This is a genomic window from Pseudoalteromonas sp. BSi20480, assembly GCF_000241365.1.
Taxonomy (GTDB): Bacteria; Pseudomonadota; Gammaproteobacteria; order Enterobacterales; family Alteromonadaceae; genus Pseudoalteromonas; species Pseudoalteromonas marina.
Genome location: NZ_BADX01000106.1, coordinates 1 through 24,447 on the forward strand (window position 1 = coordinate 1; position 24,447 = coordinate 24,447).

25 protein-coding genes and 2 pseudogenes are annotated in these 24,447 nt (G+C 39.4%); 21 read left to right on the forward strand and 6 right to left on the reverse strand.

Features of this window, described 5'->3' with window-relative positions:
* The 3 genes and pseudogenes from P20480_RS18290 to P20480_RS06960 all read right to left on the reverse strand — a co-directional run.
* Positions 1-281: pseudogene (locus P20480_RS18290) on the reverse strand (2OG-Fe(II) oxygenase); the annotation flags it as partial.
* 96 nt (positions 282-377) lie between these two features.
* Complete coding sequence (locus P20480_RS06965) at positions 378-1,262, reverse strand: LysR family transcriptional regulator (protein ID WP_006791573.1); 885 nt, start codon at positions 1,260-1,262, stop codon at positions 378-380.
* A 350-nt stretch (positions 1,263-1,612) separates the two neighbouring features.
* Complete coding sequence (locus P20480_RS06960) at positions 1,613-2,044, reverse strand: DUF2721 domain-containing protein (protein ID WP_006791572.1); 432 nt, start codon at positions 2,042-2,044, stop codon at positions 1,613-1,615.
* Positions 2,045-2,124: 80 nt separating this feature from the next.
* Here P20480_RS06960 and P20480_RS06955 point away from each other — a divergent pair, with 80 nt between their 5' ends.
* The 3 genes from P20480_RS06955 to tsaD are packed head-to-tail and all read left to right on the forward strand — an operon-like array spanning position 2,125 to position 4,126.
* Positions 2,125-2,472 carry a putative signal transducing protein gene (locus tag P20480_RS06955; RefSeq protein ID WP_008130594.1) on the forward strand — a complete coding sequence of 116 codons (348 nt, stop codon included), beginning with the start codon at positions 2,125-2,127 and terminating at the stop codon, positions 2,470-2,472.
* On the forward strand, positions 2,465-3,055 hold the full coding sequence (locus P20480_RS06950) for a YjaG family protein (protein WP_008130596.1): 591 nt from the start codon (positions 2,465-2,467) through the stop codon (positions 3,053-3,055). Before P20480_RS06955 ends, P20480_RS06950 begins: the two co-directional genes overlap by 8 nt.
* Positions 3,056-3,112: 57 nt before the next feature.
* Complete coding sequence (tsaD, locus tag P20480_RS06945; protein ID WP_008130598.1) at positions 3,113-4,126, forward strand: tRNA (adenosine(37)-N6)-threonylcarbamoyltransferase complex transferase subunit TsaD; 1,014 nt, start codon at positions 3,113-3,115, stop codon at positions 4,124-4,126.
* 8 nt (positions 4,127-4,134) lie between these two features.
* On the opposite strand, the gene plsY is transcribed toward tsaD, so the two are convergent.
* Positions 4,135-4,746 carry a glycerol-3-phosphate 1-O-acyltransferase PlsY gene (gene plsY, locus P20480_RS06940; RefSeq protein WP_006791568.1) on the reverse strand — a complete coding sequence of 204 codons (612 nt, stop codon included), beginning with the start codon at positions 4,744-4,746 and terminating at the stop codon, positions 4,135-4,137.
* Between the two features lie 244 nt (positions 4,747-4,990).
* Between plsY and folB the strand changes: the two genes are divergently transcribed.
* The 8 genes from folB to trmB all read left to right on the forward strand — a co-directional run bounded on the left by folB (position 4,991) and on the right by trmB (position 11,152).
* On the forward strand, positions 4,991-5,350 hold the full coding sequence (folB, locus tag P20480_RS06935; protein ID WP_006791567.1) for a dihydroneopterin aldolase: 360 nt from the start codon (positions 4,991-4,993) through the stop codon (positions 5,348-5,350).
* Positions 5,351-5,839 carry a 2-amino-4-hydroxy-6-hydroxymethyldihydropteridine diphosphokinase gene (gene folK / locus P20480_RS06930; RefSeq protein WP_006791566.1) on the forward strand — a complete coding sequence of 163 codons (489 nt, stop codon included), beginning with the start codon at positions 5,351-5,353 and terminating at the stop codon, positions 5,837-5,839.
* Positions 5,836-6,627 (forward strand): undecaprenyl-diphosphate phosphatase, encoded by a 792-nt coding sequence (locus P20480_RS06925; RefSeq protein WP_008130600.1) that lies wholly within the window; start codon positions 5,836-5,838, stop codon positions 6,625-6,627. Before folK ends, P20480_RS06925 begins: the two co-directional genes overlap by 4 nt.
* A 182-nt stretch (positions 6,628-6,809) precedes the next feature.
* Positions 6,810-8,165: a UDP-N-acetylmuramate:L-alanyl-gamma-D-glutamyl-meso-diaminopimelate ligase gene (mpl, locus tag P20480_RS06920; protein ID WP_008130601.1), complete on the forward strand. Its 1,356-nt coding sequence runs from the start codon at positions 6,810-6,812 to the stop codon at positions 8,163-8,165.
* A 1-nt stretch (position 8,166) separates the two neighbouring features.
* On the forward strand, positions 8,167-8,787 hold the full coding sequence (locus P20480_RS06915) for a flavin prenyltransferase UbiX (RefSeq protein ID WP_008130602.1): 621 nt from the start codon (positions 8,167-8,169) through the stop codon (positions 8,785-8,787).
* A complete protein-coding gene (locus tag P20480_RS06910; protein WP_006791562.1) occupies positions 8,787-9,716 on the forward strand; it encodes an ABC transporter ATP-binding protein in 930 nt (309 codons plus the stop codon). The genes P20480_RS06915 and P20480_RS06910 overlap by 1 nt, the downstream gene beginning before the upstream one ends.
* Complete coding sequence (locus P20480_RS06905; protein WP_006791561.1) at positions 9,717-10,484, forward strand: ABC transporter permease; 768 nt, start codon at positions 9,717-9,719, stop codon at positions 10,482-10,484.
* A complete protein-coding gene (gene trmB / locus P20480_RS06900) occupies positions 10,484-11,152 on the forward strand; it encodes a tRNA (guanine(46)-N(7))-methyltransferase TrmB (protein WP_008130603.1) in 669 nt (222 codons plus the stop codon). Before P20480_RS06905 ends, trmB begins: the two co-directional genes overlap by 1 nt.
* A gap of 59 nt (positions 11,153-11,211) precedes the next feature.
* On the opposite strand, the gene P20480_RS06895 is transcribed toward trmB, so the two are convergent.
* Positions 11,212-13,095, reverse strand: coding sequence for an EAL domain-containing protein (locus P20480_RS06895; protein ID WP_008130606.1), 1,884 nt, complete (start codon positions 13,093-13,095; stop codon positions 11,212-11,214).
* Positions 13,096-13,371: 276 nt separating this feature from the next.
* Here P20480_RS06895 and panP point away from each other — a divergent pair, with 276 nt between their 5' ends.
* Positions 13,372-15,000, forward strand: coding sequence for a pyridoxal-dependent aspartate 1-decarboxylase PanP (panP, locus tag P20480_RS06890; protein ID WP_006791558.1), 1,629 nt, complete (start codon positions 13,372-13,374; stop codon positions 14,998-15,000).
* Positions 15,001-15,053: 53 nt separating this feature from the next.
* On the opposite strand, the gene argE is transcribed toward panP, so the two are convergent.
* Positions 15,054-16,199, reverse strand: coding sequence for an acetylornithine deacetylase (gene argE, locus P20480_RS06885; protein WP_008130608.1), 1,146 nt, complete (start codon positions 16,197-16,199; stop codon positions 15,054-15,056).
* 221 nt (positions 16,200-16,420) lie between these two features.
* Here argE and argC point away from each other — a divergent pair, with 221 nt between their 5' ends.
* From argC to P20480_RS18295, 9 genes and pseudogenes are all read left to right on the forward strand, one after another.
* Positions 16,421-17,431, forward strand: a complete 1,011-nt coding sequence (gene argC / locus P20480_RS06880; protein WP_008130610.1) for an N-acetyl-gamma-glutamyl-phosphate reductase — start codon at positions 16,421-16,423, stop codon at positions 17,429-17,431.
* Complete coding sequence (argB, locus tag P20480_RS06875) at positions 17,431-18,198, forward strand: acetylglutamate kinase (RefSeq protein ID WP_008130611.1); 768 nt, start codon at positions 17,431-17,433, stop codon at positions 18,196-18,198. The genes argC and argB overlap by 1 nt, the downstream gene beginning before the upstream one ends.
* Positions 18,199-18,205: 7 nt before the next feature.
* Positions 18,206-19,138 (forward strand): ornithine carbamoyltransferase, encoded by a 933-nt coding sequence (locus tag P20480_RS06870; protein ID WP_008130620.1) that lies wholly within the window; start codon positions 18,206-18,208, stop codon positions 19,136-19,138.
* Positions 19,135-20,337 (forward strand): argininosuccinate synthase, encoded by a 1,203-nt coding sequence (locus P20480_RS06865; protein WP_008130621.1) that lies wholly within the window; start codon positions 19,135-19,137, stop codon positions 20,335-20,337. The genes P20480_RS06870 and P20480_RS06865 overlap by 4 nt, the downstream gene beginning before the upstream one ends.
* Before the next feature lie 48 nt (positions 20,338-20,385).
* Positions 20,386-22,251 carry an argininosuccinate lyase gene (argH, locus tag P20480_RS06860; RefSeq protein WP_008130622.1) on the forward strand — a complete coding sequence of 622 codons (1,866 nt, stop codon included), beginning with the start codon at positions 20,386-20,388 and terminating at the stop codon, positions 22,249-22,251.
* Between the two features lie 258 nt (positions 22,252-22,509).
* The gene (locus P20480_RS06855; RefSeq protein ID WP_008130623.1) at positions 22,510-22,743 is read left to right on the forward strand and encodes a hypothetical protein; all 234 of its coding nucleotides are present in this window, start codon (positions 22,510-22,512) and stop codon (positions 22,741-22,743) included.
* Positions 22,744-22,793: 50 nt separating this feature from the next.
* Positions 22,794-23,264, forward strand: a complete 471-nt coding sequence (locus P20480_RS06850; protein WP_238530304.1) for a hypothetical protein — start codon at positions 22,794-22,796, stop codon at positions 23,262-23,264.
* A gap of 353 nt (positions 23,265-23,617) precedes the next feature.
* Complete coding sequence (locus tag P20480_RS06845; protein ID WP_008130625.1) at positions 23,618-24,127, forward strand: hypothetical protein; 510 nt, start codon at positions 23,618-23,620, stop codon at positions 24,125-24,127.
* Positions 24,127-24,447, forward strand: a pseudogene (locus tag P20480_RS18295) (hypothetical protein); the annotation flags it as partial. The gene P20480_RS06845 and the pseudogene P20480_RS18295, both read left to right, overlap by 1 nt.

The following is a 24,447-nucleotide window of genomic DNA, read 5'->3' on the forward strand; positions in this document are numbered from 1 at the left end:
GTGCGATTGAGCGTTGTGCGAATACTTTCCATAACAGCTAGGTAGGTTAATTGTGCTTGGGACGAACCATCAAACCAATAAGTTTTATCTTTTCGAATATTATCGTCAATTTGTAAATGATTTAAGCGACCAATACCAGCATGGCTAAAATGCGGATTTATGCGATAACAATCAGCCATTAAATTAGCTATCAATTCTTTGTTTAAGGCATTGGGAATAACTGTATAACCGCGGCTTTCAATATCGTTATAAAACGGGCCATCGGTTGAAAAGTTGATCATTTAGGAGGTTCTTTTTTTGAAGGTGCGCCAGTTTAGCCGAAAAAGAGTAAAAAGCTATTGTTTTATGTCGCACCTGTCTCAAAAAAGAACGCTGAATTAATTCAGGGTTGTGGCTGCTTTTTTAATAAGCGAAAGCAAATGTGCTAAGTGCTCCGTAACTGTGGTTTGTTGGTTTGTTTGAACAATTAGTTGCTCATGGCTTAAATCTTTATTCGTTTTTAACTGAACAAGATCGGTGTGTTCTGCCACAGTGTTTGCATGCTCAATGCTGGCGATTGCAAAACTATCGGATTTAATAATGCCAGAGATAACCTGTTCAATACTGCCCATTTTGATAGTTGATGATTTATTTAAAGAATCAATGGCCTCGTTCAGCATGCTTTGAACTTGTTTTGATTGAGAGAAACAACCAAAGGCTGAATAGGAGTCTAGTTGGTGTTTGCTTATGTCATTTTTTTGGGCAAGCGGGTGATGCTTAGATACAAATAAAATAAGCTGATCAGGTAAATGAATATCACTACCAATGCTATTTACAGCTTGAGAATAAACGCTAATGTCTATTTCACCTTCCTGAAGCTTGCGTGTTAACTCATGCTGTTCTTGCAATTGCATTTCGATTTTTACATGTGGGTATTGCGCTAAAAATTGACCGCATGAAATAGGCACAATGTTACTCGCTTTATTAGTATAACCAATAATGAGTTTTTCATCGGCATTGCCATGAACAGACTGAAACAGGCGTTTTTTGGTGTTTTCTAATTCGCCAAGTGTATTTTTGGCGTAATCTAAAAATAGTTCGCCTTCAGGAGTCAGTTTTACTGAGCGGGTTGAGCGCGTAACTAACTCATAGCCCATTTCATCTTCTAGGGTCTGAATACTGCGGGTAAGTGCAGAAGTACTAATTTTTGTTTTTTCTGCGGCTTGTCTGAAGTGGCGTAACACACCCAGTGCTACAAATTGTTCTAATTGGTCAAATCTCACTTTATAGTCCCTTTTTATAAGTAAGTTGTGATGTACTAATACATCAATTTTCTGTCAGTCTAAGCTATTAATAAATATATCTAAATTTAAAAAAGATAAACTACACAATATATTTGTTTGCACAATAATAAAAGTGTAAAGATGTTAAAAAGTATTAACCTTTAGACTAAAGACTAATAATTTTTTATTTACCTAACATCCTTATCTGGCAAAGTTAATACTAAAAAGCAGGTATAAATCTATAAATAAAAATATTAGGTAAATTTATTATGCTAATTAATGAAAAAGTATGCCACAAAGTAGGGCATTGATTAAGCAATAATTAAAATATTTGCACGAATTTTAGTCTTTTAGCTTGTTTTATTATCAAAGTTTTTGTTTGCTCTGTTACTTAATGGTTTGTTTTCAATATTTTGAAGTTCAATTTCTATTGCATCACATGAAATATGAATTTCAAATAAAGACGTTAGTAAAGATAAACTTAAACAGGTTAGGCTTACGCCAAATAAAATAATTCCTGTGGTATTAAACTCAATAAAAAGAGCAAACATAGACAAGGTACATAATAAAAAAGAGCCTACACCGTAAACTTGCATAGTTCTTATGAGCTTTATGCGCTTTCTTAAATTGGTAATTTGCGCAACCACCACAGGGCGAATTGACTCGCCTTCTCTGGCATTTAACTCTCTTATTAATTGCGCAAGTACTAAAAATCGGTTTGTATAAGCAAGAAGTAACAAAGATATAGCTGGAAAAAGTAGACCCGGAGTTGTAAGTGTCATGCTTGCGCCTTTTTGAATATTGTTTAATAAATTTCTCAATACCTTAAGGTATTGTACACACAAAATAATCGAGGTCGATATTGCAAACTTATAAAAACACAACAGATAGTGCTTTTAATTGGATAACAATTTATAAGGCAGCCAACACGTTAGAGGCTAATATTGTTAAGGGGTTAATTCAAGCGGGTGGAATAGAGTGTAAAGTTGCAGGAGAAATGCTTCAAGGTGCACTTGGGGAAATTCCTTTCGATCAGGCGCAAGTGAGTGTGCAGGTTTATGCGATAAAAGAGCGCCATGCGCGACAAATATTGGTAAACTATCAGCAAGTAAAACAATCCGCTCCAGATTGGGTTTGTCCTAACTGTAATGAGCATAATGGATCAACATTTGATTTTTGTTGGTCATGTGAGACGTTAAAGAATGACTAAAGCAAATAATTTTCAGCGTATTAGAGAGCTAAACTATTTACAAAAAGCGGTATTAGCAAGTGCGCTAATTGAACGTATGTTGCCAAATTATGGTTTATTTAGTGAGGCTACGGGGTTTGGTGATGAAACGTTACTTCGTAATGCGCTTAATGTTTGTTGGGAAAAAATCTTACTGCCAAAAAGTAAGATTGACTTAGAAAAGCAAGTTGAAAAAGTGGAACCTAATGTTCCAGAACTCGCTGATTTTGATATGTTTGGTACATACCCAGCTATTGATGCGGCAACGTCATTACTGAGCTTGATGCATGGTTTAATGGCACAAGACGATAAAGAGTTTGTAAGTGTAAGTAAAATTTCGCAAGCAACCGTTGCGCGCTTTATTGAATACCAGATGACAGTTGAAGGTGAAATTGCAGACAACACGGCTGTTAGGGAGCACCCTTTAATGCAGTACGAAATTGAAGTGCTAGCCGAGCTTATTGACTTTGTTGAAAGTATGGGGCGTATTACTTCAGAAAGTGTAAAGGCGCTGAAAAAATTTGCTGTTGTTGATGGTCAAACAAATATTGGTTTGGCGTTATAAACAAATTAAGTAACTTGAACTTTGGTTAAGTAGTGATAAAAAAGCAGGAGAAGTACAGTGCGAATTTTAGGCATTGAATCGTCATGTGATGAAACAGGTATAGCAATATATGATGACGAGAAAGGCTTATTAGCTCATCAGTTATATAGCCAAGTAAAAGTACATGCTGACTACGGTGGCGTGGTTCCCGAGCTGGCGTCACGCGATCATGTTCGTAAAACGCTTCCGCTTATTGATGCAGCTTTTGCTCAAGCTGGTTGTGGTCCTGAAGACTTAGACGGTATTGCTTATACAGCCGGCCCTGGTTTAGTTGGGGCGCTATTAGTGGGTACTTCAATTGGTCGCTCATTGGCTTACGGATGGGATATCCCTGCTGTTGCGGTTCATCATATGGAGGGGCATCTACTTGCTCCCATGCTTGAAGACAAGGTGCCAGAGTTTCCGTTTATTGCTTTACTTGTTTCTGGTGGCCACACCATGATGGTAAAAGTTGAAGGAATTGGCCAATACGAAGTATTGGGCGAGTCTGTTGATGACGCTGCAGGTGAAGCCTTTGACAAAACAGCTAAGTTATTAGGTCTTGATTACCCGGGTGGTCCCCGCTTAGCAAAATTAGCAGAGCAAGGTATTCCAAAGCGATTTATCTTTCCTCGCCCAATGACAGATAAACCCGGACTTGATTTTAGTTTTAGTGGATTAAAAACTGCGGCGTCGATTACCATTCGTGAAAATGACGATGACGAGCAAACTAAAGCAGACATCGCGCATGCATTTCAAACCGCTGTTATTGATACCTTGGTTATTAAATGTAAGCGAGCGCTAAAGCAAACAGGTATCAAGCGTTTAGTGATTGCGGGCGGTGTAAGTGCAAATACCCAGCTTAGGCTTCAGCTTGAAAGAGTCATGCAGGGTATGAAGGGCGAAGTGTATTATCCGCGTACGGAGTTTTGTACTGATAACGGTGCAATGATTGCTTATGCCGGTATGCAACGTTTAAAAGCAGGGCAGTTTGCAACCCTTGATATGAAAACTAAGCCTCGGTGGCCAATAGACAGCCTCGAGCCTATTTAAGTGCTTGGTTATGTTGGTTTGTTTTCATCAGTGGGGGCTTTTTTAGCTCCCACTTTTGGTTCTTCACCAGCAAATAGTCTCACTATGTTTGTTCGATGGCGAAAAATAATAAGCACCGTAATAAAAACCACTGGCAGTGTATAGAGTGGCTTAATTAACCACGTATAAAGCGGTGCGAGTAAAACGGTGACTAGGGCGGCAAGAGAAGAATAGCGACTCACTGCGACTATAATTAGCCAAGTAGTAATTAATAACCCAGCTAGGGATAAACCTATTGGGAGTAAAGCCCCAAATGCTGTTGCGACGGCTTTACCTCCTTTAAAATTAAAAAATACAGGGTACATGTGGCCTAAACAGGCGCCAACGGCAACTAAGCCAAGTACCAAAGGCTCAAGTTGTAAAAAATAAGCCCCCCACACGGGTATCGTGCCTTTTAAAATATCAAAAACAAGAACTAAAACAGCAGGAAAAGCGCCACCTAAGCGGTAAACATTAGTTGCGCCTGGATTATTTGAGCCATGTGTGCGGGGATCTTGAAGTTTAAATAGACGCGACACTAAGATAGCCGATGAAATCGACCCAAGTAGGTACGCTAAAACAAACATCAAAATAGCTAACACATAGTTCCTTATATTTTTATCGTTATACCCATTACATTTAATGCAATTAACATCGTTTTTGGGCTATTATTGGCGGCAAAATTTATCGTGAAAATTAATATACTTCTACCAAATTTAGCTAAACGCGTTATTTTGCTATTGTAGAAGGAATTTTTACATATTTAAACACTGATTAAAGCATATACAATATTAATTTATAATTAGTTTATGTGGTTAGAACAGTTGTTGGTCTTTTGGAGTATCAATGGATAAGGTATTTATATCTCAATTGCACGTCGACACTATTATTGGAGTGTACGACTTTGAAAAAGAAAGTAAACAGAGCCTTTATTTTGATATTGAAATGCTAAGTGATATTAAACCAGCCGCCGCAAATGATGACATTAATTTAGCACTTGATTACGCAAAAGTAAGCGAGCGTGTCATTGCGCATAGCACAGCTAAACCTGTTGAGTTACTTGAAACACTTGTTGAACAATTGGCAGACATTATTTTAACTGAGTTTAATACAACACAAGTTAAAATAAGAGTGAGTAAACCTGCTGCAGTTGCGCAAGCGCAAACTGTTGGAGTAGAAATAACACGTAATAAGGCAAGCGTTTAAATGGCGCAAATATTTATTAGCCTTGGGTCAAATATTAACAAAGAGCACTATATGCAAAGTGCCTTAAAAGCACTTAAAACGCATTTTACGAATATAGAGCACTCGTCTGTTTTTGAAAGCGAAGCTGTCGGTTTCGTAGGTAATAACTTTTATAATTCGGTCGTTGGGGCAAAAACAGACAAGCCGTTAGCTGAAGTGTGTGCATTACTAAAAAAAATAGAGCGTGATAATGGTCGCACACCAAACGATAAAAAGTTCAGCCCAAGAACCCTTGATTTAGATTTATTGTTTTACGATGATGTTATCTGCGATAGCCCCGCGCAATTACCACGTGACGAAATAACTAAAAATGCATTTGTATTACAGCCTCTCAGTGAGGTTGCCCCCGGTTTTTATCACCCTGTAGCTAAGCAAACAATTGCTCAATTATGGAATGCATATAATAACCCTCAACAAAAACTATGGAAGGTGGAGTTTTCTAACCCATGAGTATTTTAGAAATAATAATTTTAGCGCTAATTCAAGGTTTTACTGAGTTTTTACCCATATCTAGCTCGGCACATTTAATTTTACCCTCACAAATATTAGGGTGGGAAGACCAAGGACTTGCTTTTGATGTTGCAGTGCATGTAGGGACATTAATAGCGGTTGTTATTTATTTTCGTAAAGAGGTGGCTGATATTCTTAGTGCGTGGTTTAAATCGTTTGGCACACAAGGTAAAACAGACGACAGTAAACTCGGCTGGTGGATTATTTTAGGGACAATACCTGCTGCTGTATTTGGTTTGTTACTTAAGGATTTTGTTGAGTTATACCTACGAAGTGCATGGGTCATTGCAGCCACGACGATTATTTTTGGCCTATTGCTTTGGTACGCCGATGCTAAAGGGAAACAAGTTAAAACAATTTATCAACTTAATTGGAAGTCGGCTTTAATGATTGGCTTGGCGCAAGCCGTTGCTATGATCCCGGGTACCTCTCGTTCAGGTATTACAATGACAGCGGGTTTAATGCTAGGCATGAATAAGCAAAGTGCAGCGCGCTTTTCGTTTTTACTCGCTATTCCTGTAATTTCAATGATGGGGCTTTATTACACAATAGAACTTGCATTGGGAGACCATGTTGTTGAGTGGGGTACATTACTACTAGGTGTGGTACTGTCTTTTTTATCTGCTTATGCGTGTATTTATTTATTTTTAAAAGTGATTGAACGAATGGGAATGTTACCTTTTGTAATTTACCGGTTAGTTTTAGGCTTGGGTTTAATTGTTTTTTAAGTATGTAGATTAATTTACTTTGCAAAAAGCCTTCTAATTTAGAAGGCTTTTTTGTTTGTAATAATGATTTTAAGCATTAGTAAAATACCTACATATAATGGCAAGTAAGCGCGAAATTTGGCATTATAGCGCCATTAAACTTTGCACAGCTGCAAAGTGAGCAGACGGTTTAAGGAAAGTATATGCATATTCATATTTTGGGCATTTGCGGTACGTTTATGGGTGGTATTGCAGCTATTGCTAAGTCGCTTGGCCATAAAGTAACAGGTTCAGACCAAAACGTTTACCCACCTATGAGCACCCAGCTTGAAGATCTTGGTATTGAGCTCACTCAAGGTTACGACGTATCTCAATTAGAGCCAAAACCCGATATGGTAGTAATTGGTAATGCGATGAGCCGAGGTAATCCGTGTGTTGAATATGTGTTAGACAACAGCTTACCTTATACCTCAGGTCCAGAGTGGTTAAAGCATAACTTATTGCAAAACTCGTGGGTGCTTGCGGTAGCTGGTACGCATGGTAAAACAACCACAGCGAGTATGCTTGCCTGGATATTAGAATATGCTGGTTTAAAACCGGGGTTTTTAATTGGCGGCATAGTGCAAAATTTTGGTGTGTCGGCAAAGGTAGGTGAAACCCCTTTTTTTGTTATTGAGGCAGATGAATACGATACCGCTTTTTTTGATAAGCGCAGCAAGTTTGTCCATTACTTACCGCGTACATTAATTTTGAATAATTTAGAGTTTGATCACGCCGATATTTTTGATGATTTAAACGCAATTAAAAAACAATTTCACCACTTAATGCGTACACTACCTCACAGCGGTAAAGTAATTTGGCCAAAACAAGACAAAGCACTTGAAGACGTTATATCGCAAGGGTTATGGAGTGAAAGCGAAACGCTAGGCATTGATTGGGGTTACGAACTAATTAAACCCGATGGCAGTGAGTTTAAAGTACTTTTGAATAATGAATGGCAAGGTACGGTTAATTGGGGCGCAATTGGCGAACATAATGTTAAAAATGCGATTATGGCAATTGCTGCAGCGCGCCATGTAGGGATTGCGGTTAGCCACAGTATTGAGGCACTTGCCGAGTTTATAAGTCCGAAAAGGCGAATGGAACTCAAGGCCGACATAAACAGTATTAAGGTTTATGACGATTTTGCTCATCACCCAACAGCGATTAAAACAACCTTAGCGGGTTTACGCGCTAACGTTGGCGATGAAAAAATTATTGCTATTTTAGAGCCTCGCTCAAACACCATGAAAATGGGTGTACATCAACATACGCTTCTTGCTTCATTAGCTGATGCTGATGACGTACTTTTATTTGAACCAGATAACTTAGGCTGGTCGCTTAACGAGCAAGCTCAAAAAGCGGGCATGCAGTGCTTTAATAGTACGCAAGCTATTATAAATACGGTGCTTGAAAATGTGCAGCCTGAACAACATATTTTAATTATGAGTAATGGCGGTTTTAACGGCCTTCATCAGCAACTAGTAGATGGTTTGGCTGATAAATTCAGCGGAGAATAATTTGCAATTTAAAGATAAAATCACCTTAGCGTTCAGTGGTGCCTCTGGCGCACCATATGGTTTAAAGCTGCTTGAAGTGTTACTCGAGCAGCAATACCAAGTGTATGTACTTATTTCGAGCGCAGCCCGCGTTGTGCTTGATACTGAGTCAAACATAAAGCTCTCGGCAAATGAAGATAAAGCCACAGAGCAGTTAAATGCGCTATTTGATGCACAGCCACAACAATTACAAGTATTTGGTAAAGATAACTGGTTTAGTCCTGTAGCCTCTGGTTCTGCAGCGCCTAAAAAAATGGTTGTGTGTCCATGTAGTGCGGGGTCAGTATCGGCGATTGCTGTAGGCGCATCTGATAATTTACTAGAACGTGCGGCCGATGTAGTGATTAAAGAACGTGGCCAGCTTATTTTAGTGCCGCGTGAAACGCCTTTTAGCGAGATTCATTTAGAGAATATGTTAAAGCTATCGCGTTTGGGCGTTACCATTATGCCTGCAGCGCCGGGCTTTTATCATAAGCCGCAAAGCATAGAAGATTTAGTCGATTTTATGGTGGCTCGCATTTTAGATCATTTAAACATTGAGCATACACTAACAAAACGTTGGGGTTATGGTGAGGGTAAGTAATGAGTAAGCAAAGTATTGCATTAAATATTGAAGGCCTTACCAAGGTATACAAAAACGGCGTAGAGGCTGTTAAAGGTGTTGATTTACAAGTAGACGAGGGCGATTTTTTTGCATTACTTGGACCAAATGGCGCAGGTAAATCAACAACGATTGGTGTTATTTCGTCTTTGGTCAATAAAACTGAAGGTAAAGTAGAGGTATTTGGTTACGATATAGATACCCATCTTGAAGCTGCCAAGGCGCATTTAGGCTTAGTACCACAAGAATTTAACTTCAGCCAATTTGAAACGTTGACCCAAATATTAGTAAACCAAGCCGGTTATTACGGTGTACCGCGTAGCGAAGCACATAAGCGTGCTGATAAATATTTAGCCCAGCTTGGTTTGCTTGAGAAAAAAGATAAACAAGCGCGTACTTTATCAGGCGGTATGAAGCGTCGTTTAATGATTGCACGCGCACTGATGCACGAGCCAAAGCTACTTATACTTGATGAACCAACAGCGGGTGTAGACATAGAGTTACGACGCTCTATGTGGGAGTTTTTACGCAAAATTAATGAACAAGGCGTAACTATTATTTTAACTACCCATTACTTAGAAGAAGCAGAACTATTGTGTAAAAACATTGCCATTATCGATACCGGTCGCATTGTTGAAAACACGACGATAAAAGCACTGCTTGCAAAGCTTGATAAAGAAACGTTTGTACTTGATTTAAAAATGCCAGCTAAGCCAGTCACGTTGCAAGGTTATAAATTTACCATGACGGACGATCACACTATTGAGGTTGAAGTAGCTAAATCACAGGGCTTAAATGCAGTGTTTAGTGCGCTTACAGAGCAAGGTAATACTGTATTAAGTATGCGTAATAAGGCCAATCGATTAGAAGAGCTATTTGTAGGATTACTAGAGCAAGGGCGGGGCGAATAAATGTTTAAATATGGCGTAGCGCTAAAAAGTATATGGATTAAAGAGTGTATTCGTTTTCTACGTATTTGGGTGCAAACTCTAGTACCACCTGCCATAACAATGAGTTTGTATTTTGTTATTTTTGGTAACCTCATAGGTTCGCGCATTGGTGAAATGGGTGGGTTTAGTTATATGGAGTTTATTGTACCGGGCTTAATAATGATGTCGGTTATTACAAATTCATACTCTAATGTAGCTTCTAGTTTTTACTCAACTAAATTTCAAAAAAGTATAGAGGAGCTGCTTGTTGCGCCAGTGCCTAATTACATAATAGTACTAGGCTATATGGGCGGTGGTATGACTCGCGGCATGATGGTGGGCTTTATTGTTACCTGTGTATCGCTGTTGTTTGTTGATATTCAAATACACAATATATTTGTAATTATGGCAACGGTAATTTTAACCTCGGCGGTGTTTGCGCTAGGTGGTTTAATTAACGCTATTTACGCTAATAGCTTTGATGACATTAGTATTATTCCTACATTTATACTTACTCCGCTAACGTACTTAGGTGGCGTATTTTATTCAATTACTTTGCTACCTGAGTTTTGGCAAAACGTATCGCAAATCAATCCCATCATCTATATGGTTAACGCATTTAGGTACGGGTTTTTAGGTGTATCGGATGTTGATTTAACCGTCGCATTAGGTGTTATTTTAGTGTTTATTACCGTGCTATTTACTGTTGCGCTTACATTAATCAAAAAAGGTGTGGGGCTAAGACACTAATGAGTGATGCAAATTCTCGAAGTATTGTATCTAATCAGGCCGGTATTCACGAAAAGCTTGATGAAATAGTAAATAAGCATTTAAGCGCCGAGTTTAAAAAGCCCATTGCAGCACACACGCAAGCGGCATTTGATGAGGTTAATGAAAAAGTTAAGGCATTCAATGGCCCTCTTATTTTAGACTCTTGCTGTGGTGTAGGTGAAAGTACAGCTAACTTAGCTAAGCTTCACCCTGAAGCTCTTGTGGTCGGGATTGATAAGTCGTCGCATAGGCTTGATAAACACGACGTTCAATATAAGCAAAGCGACAGTGGTCAGTATATTTTGGTACAGGCTGATTTAAATGATTTTTGGCGCTTAGCAGTTGCAGCAAATTGGCAGCCTAGCCACCACTATTTGTTGTATCCAAATCCATGGCCTAAATCTAAACATATTCAACGCAGATGGCACGGAGCAGCTATATTTCCTTATATTGTTAAGTTAGGTGGCTTATTAGAAGTACGCAGTAACTGGGATATATATGTTAAAGAATTTGCAAGGGCGCTTGAACTAACCAGCCATATTTGCGAAGTGCAGCCTTATCACAGCGACGATGCAATCACCCCATTTGAGCGAAAGTATTGGGCCAGTGGCCAACAAAGTCACCGGCTTGTTATTGATTTAACCTAAGTTATGTTTAAGCGTTTTTCTATCGGCTAAAAATAGCTTTATCACTAACGTTTGGTTAATTAACTGATTAAGTCAGCATTTTCTGGTGTAGCAAATTGTGGCGCAGGTTGGGCAAAATGGTTACCCTGCATGAGCGTCACATTTGCTTTTTCTAACGCATTTACAATGGCTGCATTTTCGACAGATTCAGCTATAAGCAGTAAATCTAATTGGTTAGCAAATGCCGCTATATGCTCAATAAACAAGTAAATGTCGTTATCGTGTATTATCTGTTTTATCAATCCGCCATCTAACTTAATACCGTCAACTTCAAGTTTTAGGACATTTGAAATATTTGAATAACCGCTACCAAAGTCATCAATTATTACCTTAACGCCTTTACTTTTAACCATAGAAATAAATGCTTTAACTTCAGAATAATTTGCAATCGCTTGGGTTTCTATTAACTCTAAAGTGATATTGCTTGGGTGCGGATAGCGCTTAAGCTCGTTTGTGATGAATTCATTCAAGCTTGGGTCTAACATGTCTTGCGCTGTTATATTTAAGCTCCAACAAATGTTTGTTTTTCTAAAGCGGCTAATGCACTGTGAAAATATAGTGCGGGTTAATAACCCGTCCATTCTGGAGCGAGTAACTACATTTAAAAACGCATCGGGTTTTAAAATTTCTCCGCTTGCAGTAACCATTCGCGCCAAACATTCGTACTGAACTATCTGATTTGTTTTGGTATCTATTATTGGCTGAAAGTAAGGCACAATACGGTTGTTATCAAATGCATCATGCACTTCTTTGGCCATTTCTACATTATATTGATATTGAGTTTTAACATCGTGAAGTGCTTTAGAATAATTAATAACTGTGTGCCTACCTTGCTTTGCTTGTAGTGCAGCAATATGAGCATTTTCAAGTAATAGCGATTTATTACCCGTCGCAATACCAGCACACAATGTAATGTATATAAATGGATCAGTTAATAAAGGCGTATTGGCATTATAGGTTTCGATTAAATCGCTCAGCTCTTCATAAGGTGTTTCTTTAGGTGATAGCAGCACCAATTTATTGGTGGCTAAGCGGTATAAATGACAGTTGGCAGAGCAGCGGCTCTTAAAATGCATAAGCAAGTTTTTCATTACTTTATCGCCAATTTCGGTGCCGTAAAAGCTATTTATATCTTCAATTTCATTAACCCAGACAACAGCTAACTGCATATGATGACTGTTACTTTTTTTAAGTAAGTACTCCAACGCAATGTGGTTTTCAAACCCAGTACTGGAGTCGGTTGCTAATGAGCGCTTAAGTAAGTAAACATAAATAGCGGCAACAAGGATAGCTATAAAAAAGAAGAAGCTTGCCATAGCTGCTGCTTTGGAGACGCTTTCGCTTAGCTTTTGGTTAAGATCAAGAATCGTTATATCAGCGCCAGTAAGGTAAGTTTTACCAGTTTTATCGTCAACAAAAGGGATAAATATAGTTTTAAAGTGTCCCCATTGATCGGCCGACACTTCAAATACCGGCTCAGTGGAGTAAAAAGCGCTTATGTTGAGATCAGTTGCTTCTGGGTATATATCTAAATATTGCGTTATTTTGCCATTGTTCATATCGTCTTGCGTATAGCTTGATGCAGTAAAGTATACGCGGTTGTTTTTTAATATCATTGCATATACATATGCCACATCAAGCGCTTGTGCAAACTCAGAAAGTTGCCTGCTTTTGACTTCATAGTCAAAAAAATTAATTTGACCGTTTTGATTCATGGTATTTAGGTAGTCATCACCGAGTATATGCTTAACACTGGCTGCGGCATTAAGAAGGCGCGCATCAACAGATTCCATAATTTCAGCGCGGGTTGTGTGGTAGGTGTAGTAAATATAGACCACTAAGCTGACTAAAAATAAAGCAAAACCAGCCACTAACCAGCTCACTTTCACTCTTCCCTTAAGCATTGCCTGTCCCTTTTTTGTTGTTTTAATGATTATACTTAAAATACAAAATTGCCCAATAAATAATTAGTATTTATTAGATTAAATAAAATTTTAATTAAATTAACACTTTTTTGTCATGCGTGGTGTTGCTTTTAAGGCTTTTAACGAGACATTTTACTTATATTGCAGTACAGTTAGAGCAATTATTTAGAAACACTATTGCTTAACTTACCGCCATATTTGGGCGTTTTTACTAGTTAAACAGGTGTTTTAGCAACACACACACTAGGTATTAAGATGGATCAAAAGCGTTGTGCCGTCGCCTCTAAAGAAAGCCTCAAGCGTATATTTACTGTACCTGAAGCGCCTGACTCAACTTTAAGCAAAATTGAGCTTGAAATATCGAGTAATTTAGCAGGTTTTTTAAACGAAAATATAGCGGCAATCGAAAAACCATTACATGAAATTGAAAAAGACTTTCAAGCTGCGGTGATCCCAGAAAACCCAACGTTTGTATCTGCTTATGCTCAAGACATAATGGAGCAACTTGTTGCTCATTCTGTGCATACGGCTGCACCAAGTTTTATTGGTCATATGACATCAGCTTTACCGCATTTTTTACTGCCACTTTCAAAGTTGATGGTGGGACTAAATCAAAATCTAGTAAAAATTGAGACATCTAAGGCGTTTACCCCCCTTGAGCGACAGGTGTTAGGTATGATGCATCATTTAGCCTATGGCCAAAACGATGCGTTTTACTCTAAATGGATGCACAGCGCTAAAACGTCATTAGGTGCATTTTGCTCTGGTGGTACGGTTGCAAACATTACTGCGCTTTGGATTGCTCGAAATCGTTTGTTAAAAGCCGATGGTGAATTTACCGGTATTGCATCGCAAGGAATTGTGGCAGGTATGCTGCACTATGGATACAGAGGTCTTGCGGTATTAATTTCAGAACGTGGTCATTATTCATTAGGTAAATCGGTTGATTTATTAGGGATAGGGCGCGACAACTTAGTTGGTATTAAAACAACTGATGACAACAAGGTCGATGTAAATGCCATGCGAGACAAAGCCCGCGAGCTTGAGTCTAAAGGCATTAAAGTAATGGCAATTATTGGTGTTGCAGGCACAACCGAAACCGGCAATATTGATCCCCTCAACGAAATGGCTGATTTAGCGCAAGAGATTAACTGTCATTTTCATGTTGATGCTGCTTGGGGTGGGGCAACGTTATTATCTAATACTTATCGTCCTCTGCTCAATGGTATTGAGCGAGCAGACTCAATAACAATTGATGCCCACAAACAAATGTATGTCCCGATGGGTGCAGGTTTAGTGCTGTTTAAAGATCCCGCTGCAACCGATGCAATAGAGCATCATGCTGAGTATATATTGCGTAAGGGCTCTAAAGATTTAGGTAGCCACACACTAGAGGGTAGCCGCCCTGGTATGGCTATGTTAGTGCATGCTTGCTTACGTGTTATTGGCCGTAAAGGCTATGAAATGCTAATCGATCGAAGTATAAAAAAGGCAAAGTATTTTGCTGATTTAATCAAGGCAGACGAAGATTTTGAACTTATTTCAGAGCCTGAGCTATGTTTGCTTACTTATCGCTATGTGCCTAAGCAAATAAAACAAGCGATTGCTGAGGCTGATGAAAAAACACGGATTGATATTTTTGCTTCACTAAATCGTTTTACAGCCAGTATGCAAAAACGCCAGCGTGAGTCTGGACGCTCGTTTGTATCGCGTACTCGTTTGACCCCAGCTCAATACGATAATCAACCTACGGTTGTGTTTAGGGTTGTACTGGCTAACCCGCTTACCTCGGGTGTGATTTTAAAAGAGATATTAGCTGAGCAAAAAGAGCTTGCTAAAACAGACCCAGTATTTAAAAAGTATTTAAGCAAATACATGAAATAGTAAATTTAGCATTTATAAAAAAGACGCTGTTAAGCGTCTTTTTTATTGCTTAGCTAAAAGCAACAGGCTTTTATAATATTGCTAATGATGTGCTGTGAAGGCTTTATTTTTTCCATTGCTAAAAATTCGTCAGGTTGATGCGCCTGATTAATAGAACCTGGTCCCATAACTATGGTTTCACAACCCAGTTGCTGAATAAAAGGTGCTTCTGTGCAGTAATTAACAGCAATGGCTTTTTGGCCCGCTATCTTTTCCGCAAGTTGAACTAGCGCGCTGTCGGTTCTGCCAGTAAATGCTGGTATTGGGTCATGTAGGTCAATAACACTTACTGAGTTTGGGTATTGCTCGTTTATGTCTTTTGTTGCATCTAGCAGCAGTGCTTGTAGCTCTTGTACGCTCAACCCTGGCAATGGGCGCATATCAATATGCATTTCACAACACCCACATATTCTATTTGCGTTGTCACCACCATGAATATTACCAAAATTTAAAGTAGGATAAGGTATTTCAAAGTGGCTTAGTGAATACTTATTCTTTAACTGCTCTTTTAAGATCAGTAATTTTGAAGTCACTTTATGCATAACTTCAATGGCGTTAAGACCACGTTCGGGATCGGAGCTATGGCCAGAACGACCGACAACTCTTATTGCAGTACTCATATGCCCTTTGTGTGTAAATACTGGTGTCATATCAGTGGGTTCGCCAATAATACAGCGTGCCGGCTTTAAGTTAGGATGTTTGCAAATTTGCTGTGCGCCTGCCATGGTGGTTTCTTCATCTGCAGTGGCAAGTATTAAAATTGGCTGTGTTTGTTGTTTTTCATCTAGTTCGCTTATAGCTTGTAATACGAAAGCAAAAAATCCTTTCATATCAATACTACCTAGCCCATACAGTTTGTTGTCGAGTTCTGTTAATTTAAACGGATCATGATTCCAGCGGCTGTCATCAAACGGCACTGTGTCGGTATGCCCAGCAAGCATTAAACCACCATCCCCGACGCCACGTTTAGCTAATAAGTTATAACGCCCTTTTTTACCTTCCAGTTCTATTATTTCACAAGTAAAACCGAGCGTTTCACACCAGATGGCAAGTAACTCGATAACGCTTTTATTACTCATGCATTCGCTGTCTTCAATTGCACTGATAGACGGGGCTGCAATTAATTGCTGGTACATAGAAATAAACGAAGGCAAAGACATAAAAAATTCCAAAATAACTATTCAATTTAATTGCATAACAATATAAAAGTATTTATGATGAATATCAATTCACTTTTTAAGCATAAATATATTAAGTAACACAATGATGATAATGCGACGATAATCAAAATTCATTAACAAAAAAGACTTACTTAGCACCTAAGCTAGTGTAAGCGAACACACAAATAAGTAGTAATAGATTTTAAGATAATGAGTAAATAATGAATGTAGCGATTATTGGCGCAAGCGGATACAGCGGCGCAGAACTAGCAAGCCTTGTGGCTAAACACCCAAATTTAAAACTGTCAGGTAGCTATGTATCTGAAGGAAGCCTAGATAAACACAAATTACTGAGTGATTTATATCCAGAGCACCTAGGTTTGCTTGATACTCCTTTACTTCCTCTTACAAAGTCAGCGTTCGACGACATTAATGCGAATGCAGATTACGTATGCCTGTGTACCGACCATAAAGTAAGTGTAGATTTAGCCCCGCAATTTTTAGCGATGGGCAAAAAGGTGTTTGACCTATCGGGTGGTTATCGCCTTGCAAGCAATGATGATTACGTTACTTATTACGGCTTTGAACATAAGCACCCTGAGTTATTAAATGAATCGGCCTATGGTTTAGCTGAATGGAATAGCAACGACATTGCAAATGCAAATTTAGTGGCTGTTGCCGGCTGTTATCCTACTGCAGCGCTGAATGCGTTAAAGCCACTACAGCAAGCAGGTTTGTTAAGCGACGACAAAATTATTATTAATGCAGTGTCGGGTGTAACTGGTGCAGGGCGTAAAGCCAGTGTAGGTACTCACTTTTGTGAAGTGTCGCTAGCGCCATATGGTTTATTTAATCATCGCCACGGACCAGAAATAGAGCAGCACCTTGGTCATCAGGTTTTATTTACACCTCATTTAGGTAACTTTGCTCGCGGTATTTTAGAAACCATTTACGTGCAACTAAAACCTAATGTTACAAGTGAGCAAGTGGCTAAGGCCTACAGCGTGCTTGAAAACGAGCCTTTAATCCGCTTGTTAGGTAGTAAGATCCCGTCAATTAAGGGAGTTGCAAAGCAGCCTTATGTTGATATTGGTTGGCAGCAGCAAGGCTCTCAACTCATTGTTATGGCAGCCATTGATAATTTACTAAAAGGTGCTGCAGGGCAAGCTCTGCAGTGTATTAATTTATCAATGAATTTAGACCACACCACAGGCTTAAAAGGAGCGTTTTAATGGCTAAAAAAACGTGGGTTATTAAGCTTGGCGGCGCTGTACTTAACACTGAAAACGCAGCTCATGCGTTATTTGATGTGTTGTCTAATCAGCCAAGCCATAATTTTGTAATTGTCCATGGTGGCGGGGCATTAGTCGATACATGGTTAAAAGAAGCCGGTTTTGTTAGCGCTAAGCATCAAGGTTTACGTATTAGCCCTGCAGAACAAATGCCCCACATAGTTGGTGCACTTGCAGGTTGTGCAAACAAGCAGTTAATGGCTCAAGCTATTGCTTCTGGCCATAAACCTGTTGGGTTAAGCCTTTACGAAGCAGGCGTAACGGCATCGCAAAAGCTCAAAGCATTGTGCCTAGTAGGAAAGTGCGAAAGTAACAACGACTCTATTATTAACGATTTACTAAACGTCGGGCGCTTACCAATTGTTAGCTCTATAGGTTTTGACGAGCAAGGGCTTTGGTACAACGTTAATGCAGACGAGGCAGCGGCAGCTATCGCCAATAATTTAAATGCAGAACTTATTTTTATGACTGATGTAGAGGCCGTGCTTGACGCTAATAAGCAGCCATTACACCAATTAGATACAAAACACATTGAGACTTTAATTGCAGAGGGAGTAATTGTGGGCGGGATGGAGGTCAAAGTTAAGACCAGTCTTCACGCTGCCCTACACTTACGACGCGGTGTGTATATTTCCAGCTGGCAAAAGCCAGAAAATTTAACTGCTTTGCTGCAAGGCGAGCATGTCGGAACAAAGATTACACCATAGGGTTACCATGTTAGAGAATTTTTTAACGGGTCTAGAATTAGACCAACAAGGCGCACTTAACTTATTAAAGCTAGCGCGTGATTTAAAAGCAAATCCCGAGAAATACAGCCAAGTATTAGCGGGCAAATCAGTTGTTACACTATTTGAAAAGCAAAGCTTACGTACACGTTTATCGTTTGATATTGGCATTAATCGTTTAGGTGGTCATGCGGTTTATTTAGATCAGCAAAATGGCGCTATGGGCGCACGTGAATCTGTAAAAGATTTTGCACTAAATATTTCAACGTGGGCTGACGGTATTGTAGCGCGTGTAAACCAGCACAGCACGTTAACCACATTAGGTGAGTACTCTTCTGTTCCTGTGGTTAATAGCTTGTGTGACTTGTATCACCCGTGCCAAGCATTGGCAGACTTTTTAACGCTTCAAGAAGTACATGGCGATGTGAGCGAGCTTAAAGTAGCTTACCTAGGCGAGGGCAATAATGTAACTCATTCACTTATGTTACTTGCTGCAACACTGGGTACTGATTTTGTGGCAGTAACGCCAAAAGGCAGCTCGCCTGATTCGCAAATTCTTAAAAAGGCCGAGCAAATAGCAGCTATGAATGGCGCATCAGTAATGGTGAGTGACCGTGTAGAAGCGGCGGTTGGCGCAAACGTTGTTTACGCCGATACATGGGTCTCTATGGGCGATGATACGCCTCTTGAGCAAGTTAAAGAAAAATATATGCCTTATCAGTTAAACCAAGCATTGCTAGATCAAACAGGGGCGACTACGGTATTACATTGCCAACCGGCACACCGTGAGTTTGAAATTACCTCTGAGGTAATGGATGGCCCAGCATCAAAAATTATTCAACAAGCAGAAAATCGCATGCATGCGCAAAATGCTCTGCTAGTTACATTACTAAATCCAAATTTTGTTAAGGAACACCTATGAGTTCAATTAAAAAAGTCGTTTTAGCCTATTCAGGTGGTCTAGATACATCGGCTATCGTGCCATGGTTAAAAGAAAATTACGGCTGTGAAGTAATCGCGTTTGTTGCCGATGTAGGTCAAGGCGCAGAAGAGCTTGAAGGCGTTGAAGAAAAAGCCATCGCATCAGGCGCATCAGAGTGTTACGTGGTTGACTTAAAAGATGAAATGGTAAGTGAATACATTTACCCAACGCTTAAAACTGGCTCTATTTATGAAGGTACTTACTTACTAGGTACCTCAATGGCACGTCCAATCATTGCTAAAGCGCAAGTTGAAATTGCACGTAAAGTAGGTGCCGATGCGCTGTCGCATGGTTGTACGGGTAAAGGTAACGACCAGGTACGTTTTGAATCATGCTTTGCAGCACTTGCACCCGATTTAAAAGTCATTGCACCATGGCGTGAGTGGGACTTATCAAGCCGTGAGTCACTACTCGATTACTTAGCCGAGCGCGATATACCGTGTTCTGCTTCAGCAACAAAAATTTACAGCCGTGATGCTAACGCGTGGCATATTTCTCACGAAGGTGGCGAGCTTGAAGATCCATGGTGTGAGCCTAGCGATCAAGTATGGACTTGGACTAACTCTCCTGAGCAAGCACCCGATAAAGCCGAGCTAGTAACATTAAAAGTTGTTGAAGGTGAAGTGGTTGCCGTCAATGGCGAAGAGCTTAAACCTTATGATTGTTTAGTTAAATTAAACGACATTGCATCACCGCATGGTGTTGGCCGTGTTGATATAGTAGAAAACCGTTTAGTCGGCATGAAATCTCGTGGTTGTTACGAAACCCCAGGTGGTACGGTGATCATGGCGGCCCTTCAAGCAATAGACGAGCTAGTACTTGATAAATCAAGCCGTAAGTGGAAAGAAGTATTAGGCGGCGAATTTTCGCACCTAGTGTACGACGGACGTTGGTTTACGCCGCTTAAAGACTCTATTTTAGCGGGCGCTGAGGCGTTATCTACATTAGCAACGGGTGAAGTGGTACTTAAGCTTTATAAAGGCCAAGTGACTGCGGTTCAGAAAAAATCACCTAACAGCCTATACAGCGAAGACTTTGCGACCTTTGGCGAAGATGACGTGTATGACCAATCACATGCTGAAGGCTTTATTCGTTTATTCTCGCTTTCAAGCAGAATTTCGGCTTTGTCTAAAAAGTAAATTTTACGCCCCTTGTAAAAGGGGCATTTCAGGGTTTGGAGATATTTCATGGCATTATGGGGCGGACGTTTTTCTACGGGTCCAGACGAGGCGTTTAAGCAATTTAACGACTCTCTTCCATTTGACTACCAACTAGCAGAGCAAGATATTATTGGCTCTGTTGCATGGGCTGGCGCACTTGAACAAGTTAACGTGTTATCAAACGATGAGCACAAAGAATTAGTATCGGCATTATACGAGCTACTCGAAGAGGTAAAAGCAGACCCAATGGCTGTAGCTACCTCCGGTGCTGAAGATATTCATTCGCATGTTGAAGCGGCTCTAATTGAGAAAGTGGGTGACCTAGCTAAAAAGTTACACACAGGTCGCAGTCGAAATGACCAAGTAGCCACCGACTTTAGATTATGGTGCCGTGATACTGCCGATCATATTTTAAAAGCCATTGCGCAATTAAAAGCTGAATTTGTTGCGTTGGCCGAACGCGAACTAGGTACTATTTTACCTGGTTATACCCATTTGCAACGTGCACAACCCGTACTATTTAGCCACTGGTGCATGGCGTATGTTGAAATGCTAGAACGCGACGAAAGCCGTTTGCAGGACGCTAAAGCCCGTATGAACTATTGCCCGCTAGGCAGCGGCGCATTGGCTGGCACTGCTTACCCAATTGACCGCCAAACACTTGCACAAGGCCTAGGCTTTACAGGTGCAACTAAAAACAGCCTTGATGGTGTATCTGACCGTGACTTTGTTGTTGAGTTATTAAGTTGCGCTTCAATTTCAATGATTCACTTATCACGTATGTCTGAAGATTTAATTTTTTATAACTCAGGTGAAGCGGGCTTTATTGAGCTTGCCGACAATGTTACATCTGGCTCGTCTTTAATGCCGCAAAAAAAGAACCCAGATGCACTTGAGCTTATTCGTGGTAAAACAGGCCGTGTATTTGGTGCCTTTAGCGCCATGATGATGACCCTTAAAGCATTACCACTTGCTTACAACAAAGATATGCAAGAAGACAAAGAAGGCATTTTTGATGCGATGCCAACATGGCTTGCGTGTATTCATATGGCACAAGCGTGTATTAAAGGCGTAAAAGTAAAAGGTGAGCGTACATTGGCTGCGGCAAAAGGTGGCCATGCAAATGCAACCGAGCTGGCTGATTACTTAGTGGCTAAAGGGGTACCTTTTAGAGAGGGGCATCATATTGTAGGTGTGTTGGTGCAGCTTGCAATAAGTGAAGATAAAACCCTTGAGGAGCTCTCACTTGAGCAATATAAATCAGTAAATGATGTATTTGAAGACGACGTTTATCCGGTACTTGAAATAGACGCCTGTATTAAAGCGCGTCAAGCAGTTGGCGGCACCTCCATTGAGCAAGTCACTAGCGCAATTAAAGCAGCCAAAAAAAAACAGCAGATAACGGTTCGTGATGCCAACCTAGACGACGTTGAATCAATTGCAAAACTTATTCAACACTGGGCAACGGTCGGCGAAAATTTGCCGCGTGCTAAAAGCGACATGGTGCATTCGATTAATGAATTTGCTGTAACCGAAATAGACGGCAAAGTGTCGGGCTGTGCATCGCTGTATATATACGATACCGGCCTTGCAGAAATACGCTCTTTGGGTATTGACCCGCAAAGTGCGGTAACTGGGCAAGGGCGGCAATTAGTTGACCATTTACTAATAAAAGCCAAAAAATTGGCACTTAATCGCGTAATTGTACTTACTCGCGTGCCAGACTTTTTTGAAAAACAAGATTTTGTTTTTTGCAGTAAAGACAGCCTGCCAGAAAAAGTAATGAAAGATTGTGAATTATGCCTTCGTAAAGAAAACTGCGACGAAGTAGCAATGGAATACATTTTAAAGCCAAGTAATAAAGCGGCGATCCCGTGTAAATTCGTGGCTTAAACTCCCTGGATACAAAAAACGTACGGTTACCCCTGTGCGTTTTTTTATGCCTGAGTTAATCTGGTCGGAGGTGTTTTGATTGTGTCAACTCCTAGTAATTTACTTAAAAATAAAATTTAAATAAAAGTTGGTATACAGTTTGCTAATAGTTACGAAGTTATAAATAGCAACTACTACCATGAGTAGTGCATATACCTACACAATGGTGTGATTTAGTTTTACGCCAATTAAATTTAAACTTTTATAAGGATCAATTACATGCAAATTTCAGCTAATAGCCAAGTGCAAATGCAAGCATACAACAAAACACAACAATTACAGCCTTTGGCTCAACAAACTACTAGCACTAAAACCCTACAATCTGATACAGTAAGTTTCTCGCAAGAAGGTTTAAGTGCAGCGAGTGCTGATTTAAGCCGTTCTGCTACTTTTCCACCTGACCTGATTAAAAAAACCAAAATAATAATTAAGGTTTTAGATGTTGTTACATGAGTTTTTTGGGTTTGTTTTCTCTCTCTGCATTTTTTATGTGGGGGTTTTTAATGGCCTTCTTTTTTAATGTATTTGTTTATTCACTGGATGTGAAAAGAGGCACAACCCTGTTACTCAGTTCTTTTGTTATGATGTGTTCATACACCTTATCAGATTACTTTTTTACATGGCTATCACTAAAAAATTCACTCAACTTAAATTTTGCCTTGTATGATATCGCCACAATAACAGCCCTTACAATTGTTTACAAACTGGTAAAAAAAACCACTCCATCGTTTTTATATCTGTTGATAGGCCTCAGCATAAATAGCATCTTCTTTTTATTAATGCATCTAGACACTGATATTTATGGCAATAAATATCATTGGTGGTTTTGGGAGGTTTACATTTATACTGTGAACTCAATAGACATTATCATGATTGTTGCATTAATAGTTGATAGAGATATCCTAGGGCTGCATAAGCTTAAAAATGCAATCCGCGCATTACTAAATCCAAGTGCTAATTCAAAAATGCCCTAGCTTAAAATTATTTTTTATTTTTGCGATGAAAAAACGTCAAAGCATAAATTTAAGGGCGGTTACTTTATTTCTAATAACTGTATTTTTGACAACTATACTTTATAAAGTATTAAGCCACATGTTACTCAGTTTTAGACTGAAAAATATAAGCATACTCCTAAAACTTGGTAAACAACTAAATCATGAAACGCTTTAAAACTAGCCCCAATTATCTATGCACATTAGTGTATTTGTAAAATAGGTTTTTTGTATGTCCTTTTTGTTTCGCTTAGCTTCAAGCATATACAAACCTATCCAATTAAATATGTACTTACCGACCAGAATGACCTGCTCTTATTACATTAGCGATTATTATGTTAGATGACCTGATGTTAAGTCCTGATGTAAGCTTTTATATTGGAGCATTGGTACAGTGGGGTTTTTTAATGGCCTTTTTGTACTCATTAGTTTCTAGCATTAATACACCTGACAAAAAGCGTGTTTGGTTATCTCTAGTGATGACGGTTTCATATCTATCAAGCCTTTTTATAGATATTCAAACAATTCAGTACCTCGATTTTTTTTATTTTGATATAGCTACTATTTTTGCCCTAGTGGTACTTAATTTATTTATTAAAGAGAGGCTTATACCCGCCTATTTATTAACGGGGCTCTCAGTGAATGCTATCCTATTTTTAGGAATGCACTTAGATACCGTAATTTATAATAACTACGAACCTTGGCTTTTTACAATAGTGTATTCTTGGCTAGTCAACTTTAACGACTTTGTCATGGTTGCTGTTTTTTTCATTAAAAAAGATTTCTTGCGTTTGGTTAAATTGAAAAATGTTGTGTTGAATCGTAAAACACCGGTGGCTAGGTAATGGGTAGTTTTTTGGAGGACTTATTTTGGAGTCTCGCTGAAATCAGCGAGCTTTTAGGTATACTTATTACGTGGTTATTTGTTTTTACATTTTTATATAACCTGTCTGCGGCTATTAATAAATCAGACAACAGCCGCACTCAGCTGTCATTCATTATGATGGTTTCTTATACGTTGAGTTTGTACATAGACATGTATACTCCATTACTGTACCTACAATTATTTGCCTTTGATGTGGTCACTATTGCCGTTATTTTTATCTGGCGGTTGTGCATAGGTAAAGTTATCCCTGTTGGTTTTTATTATTTAATTGTGGGGCTG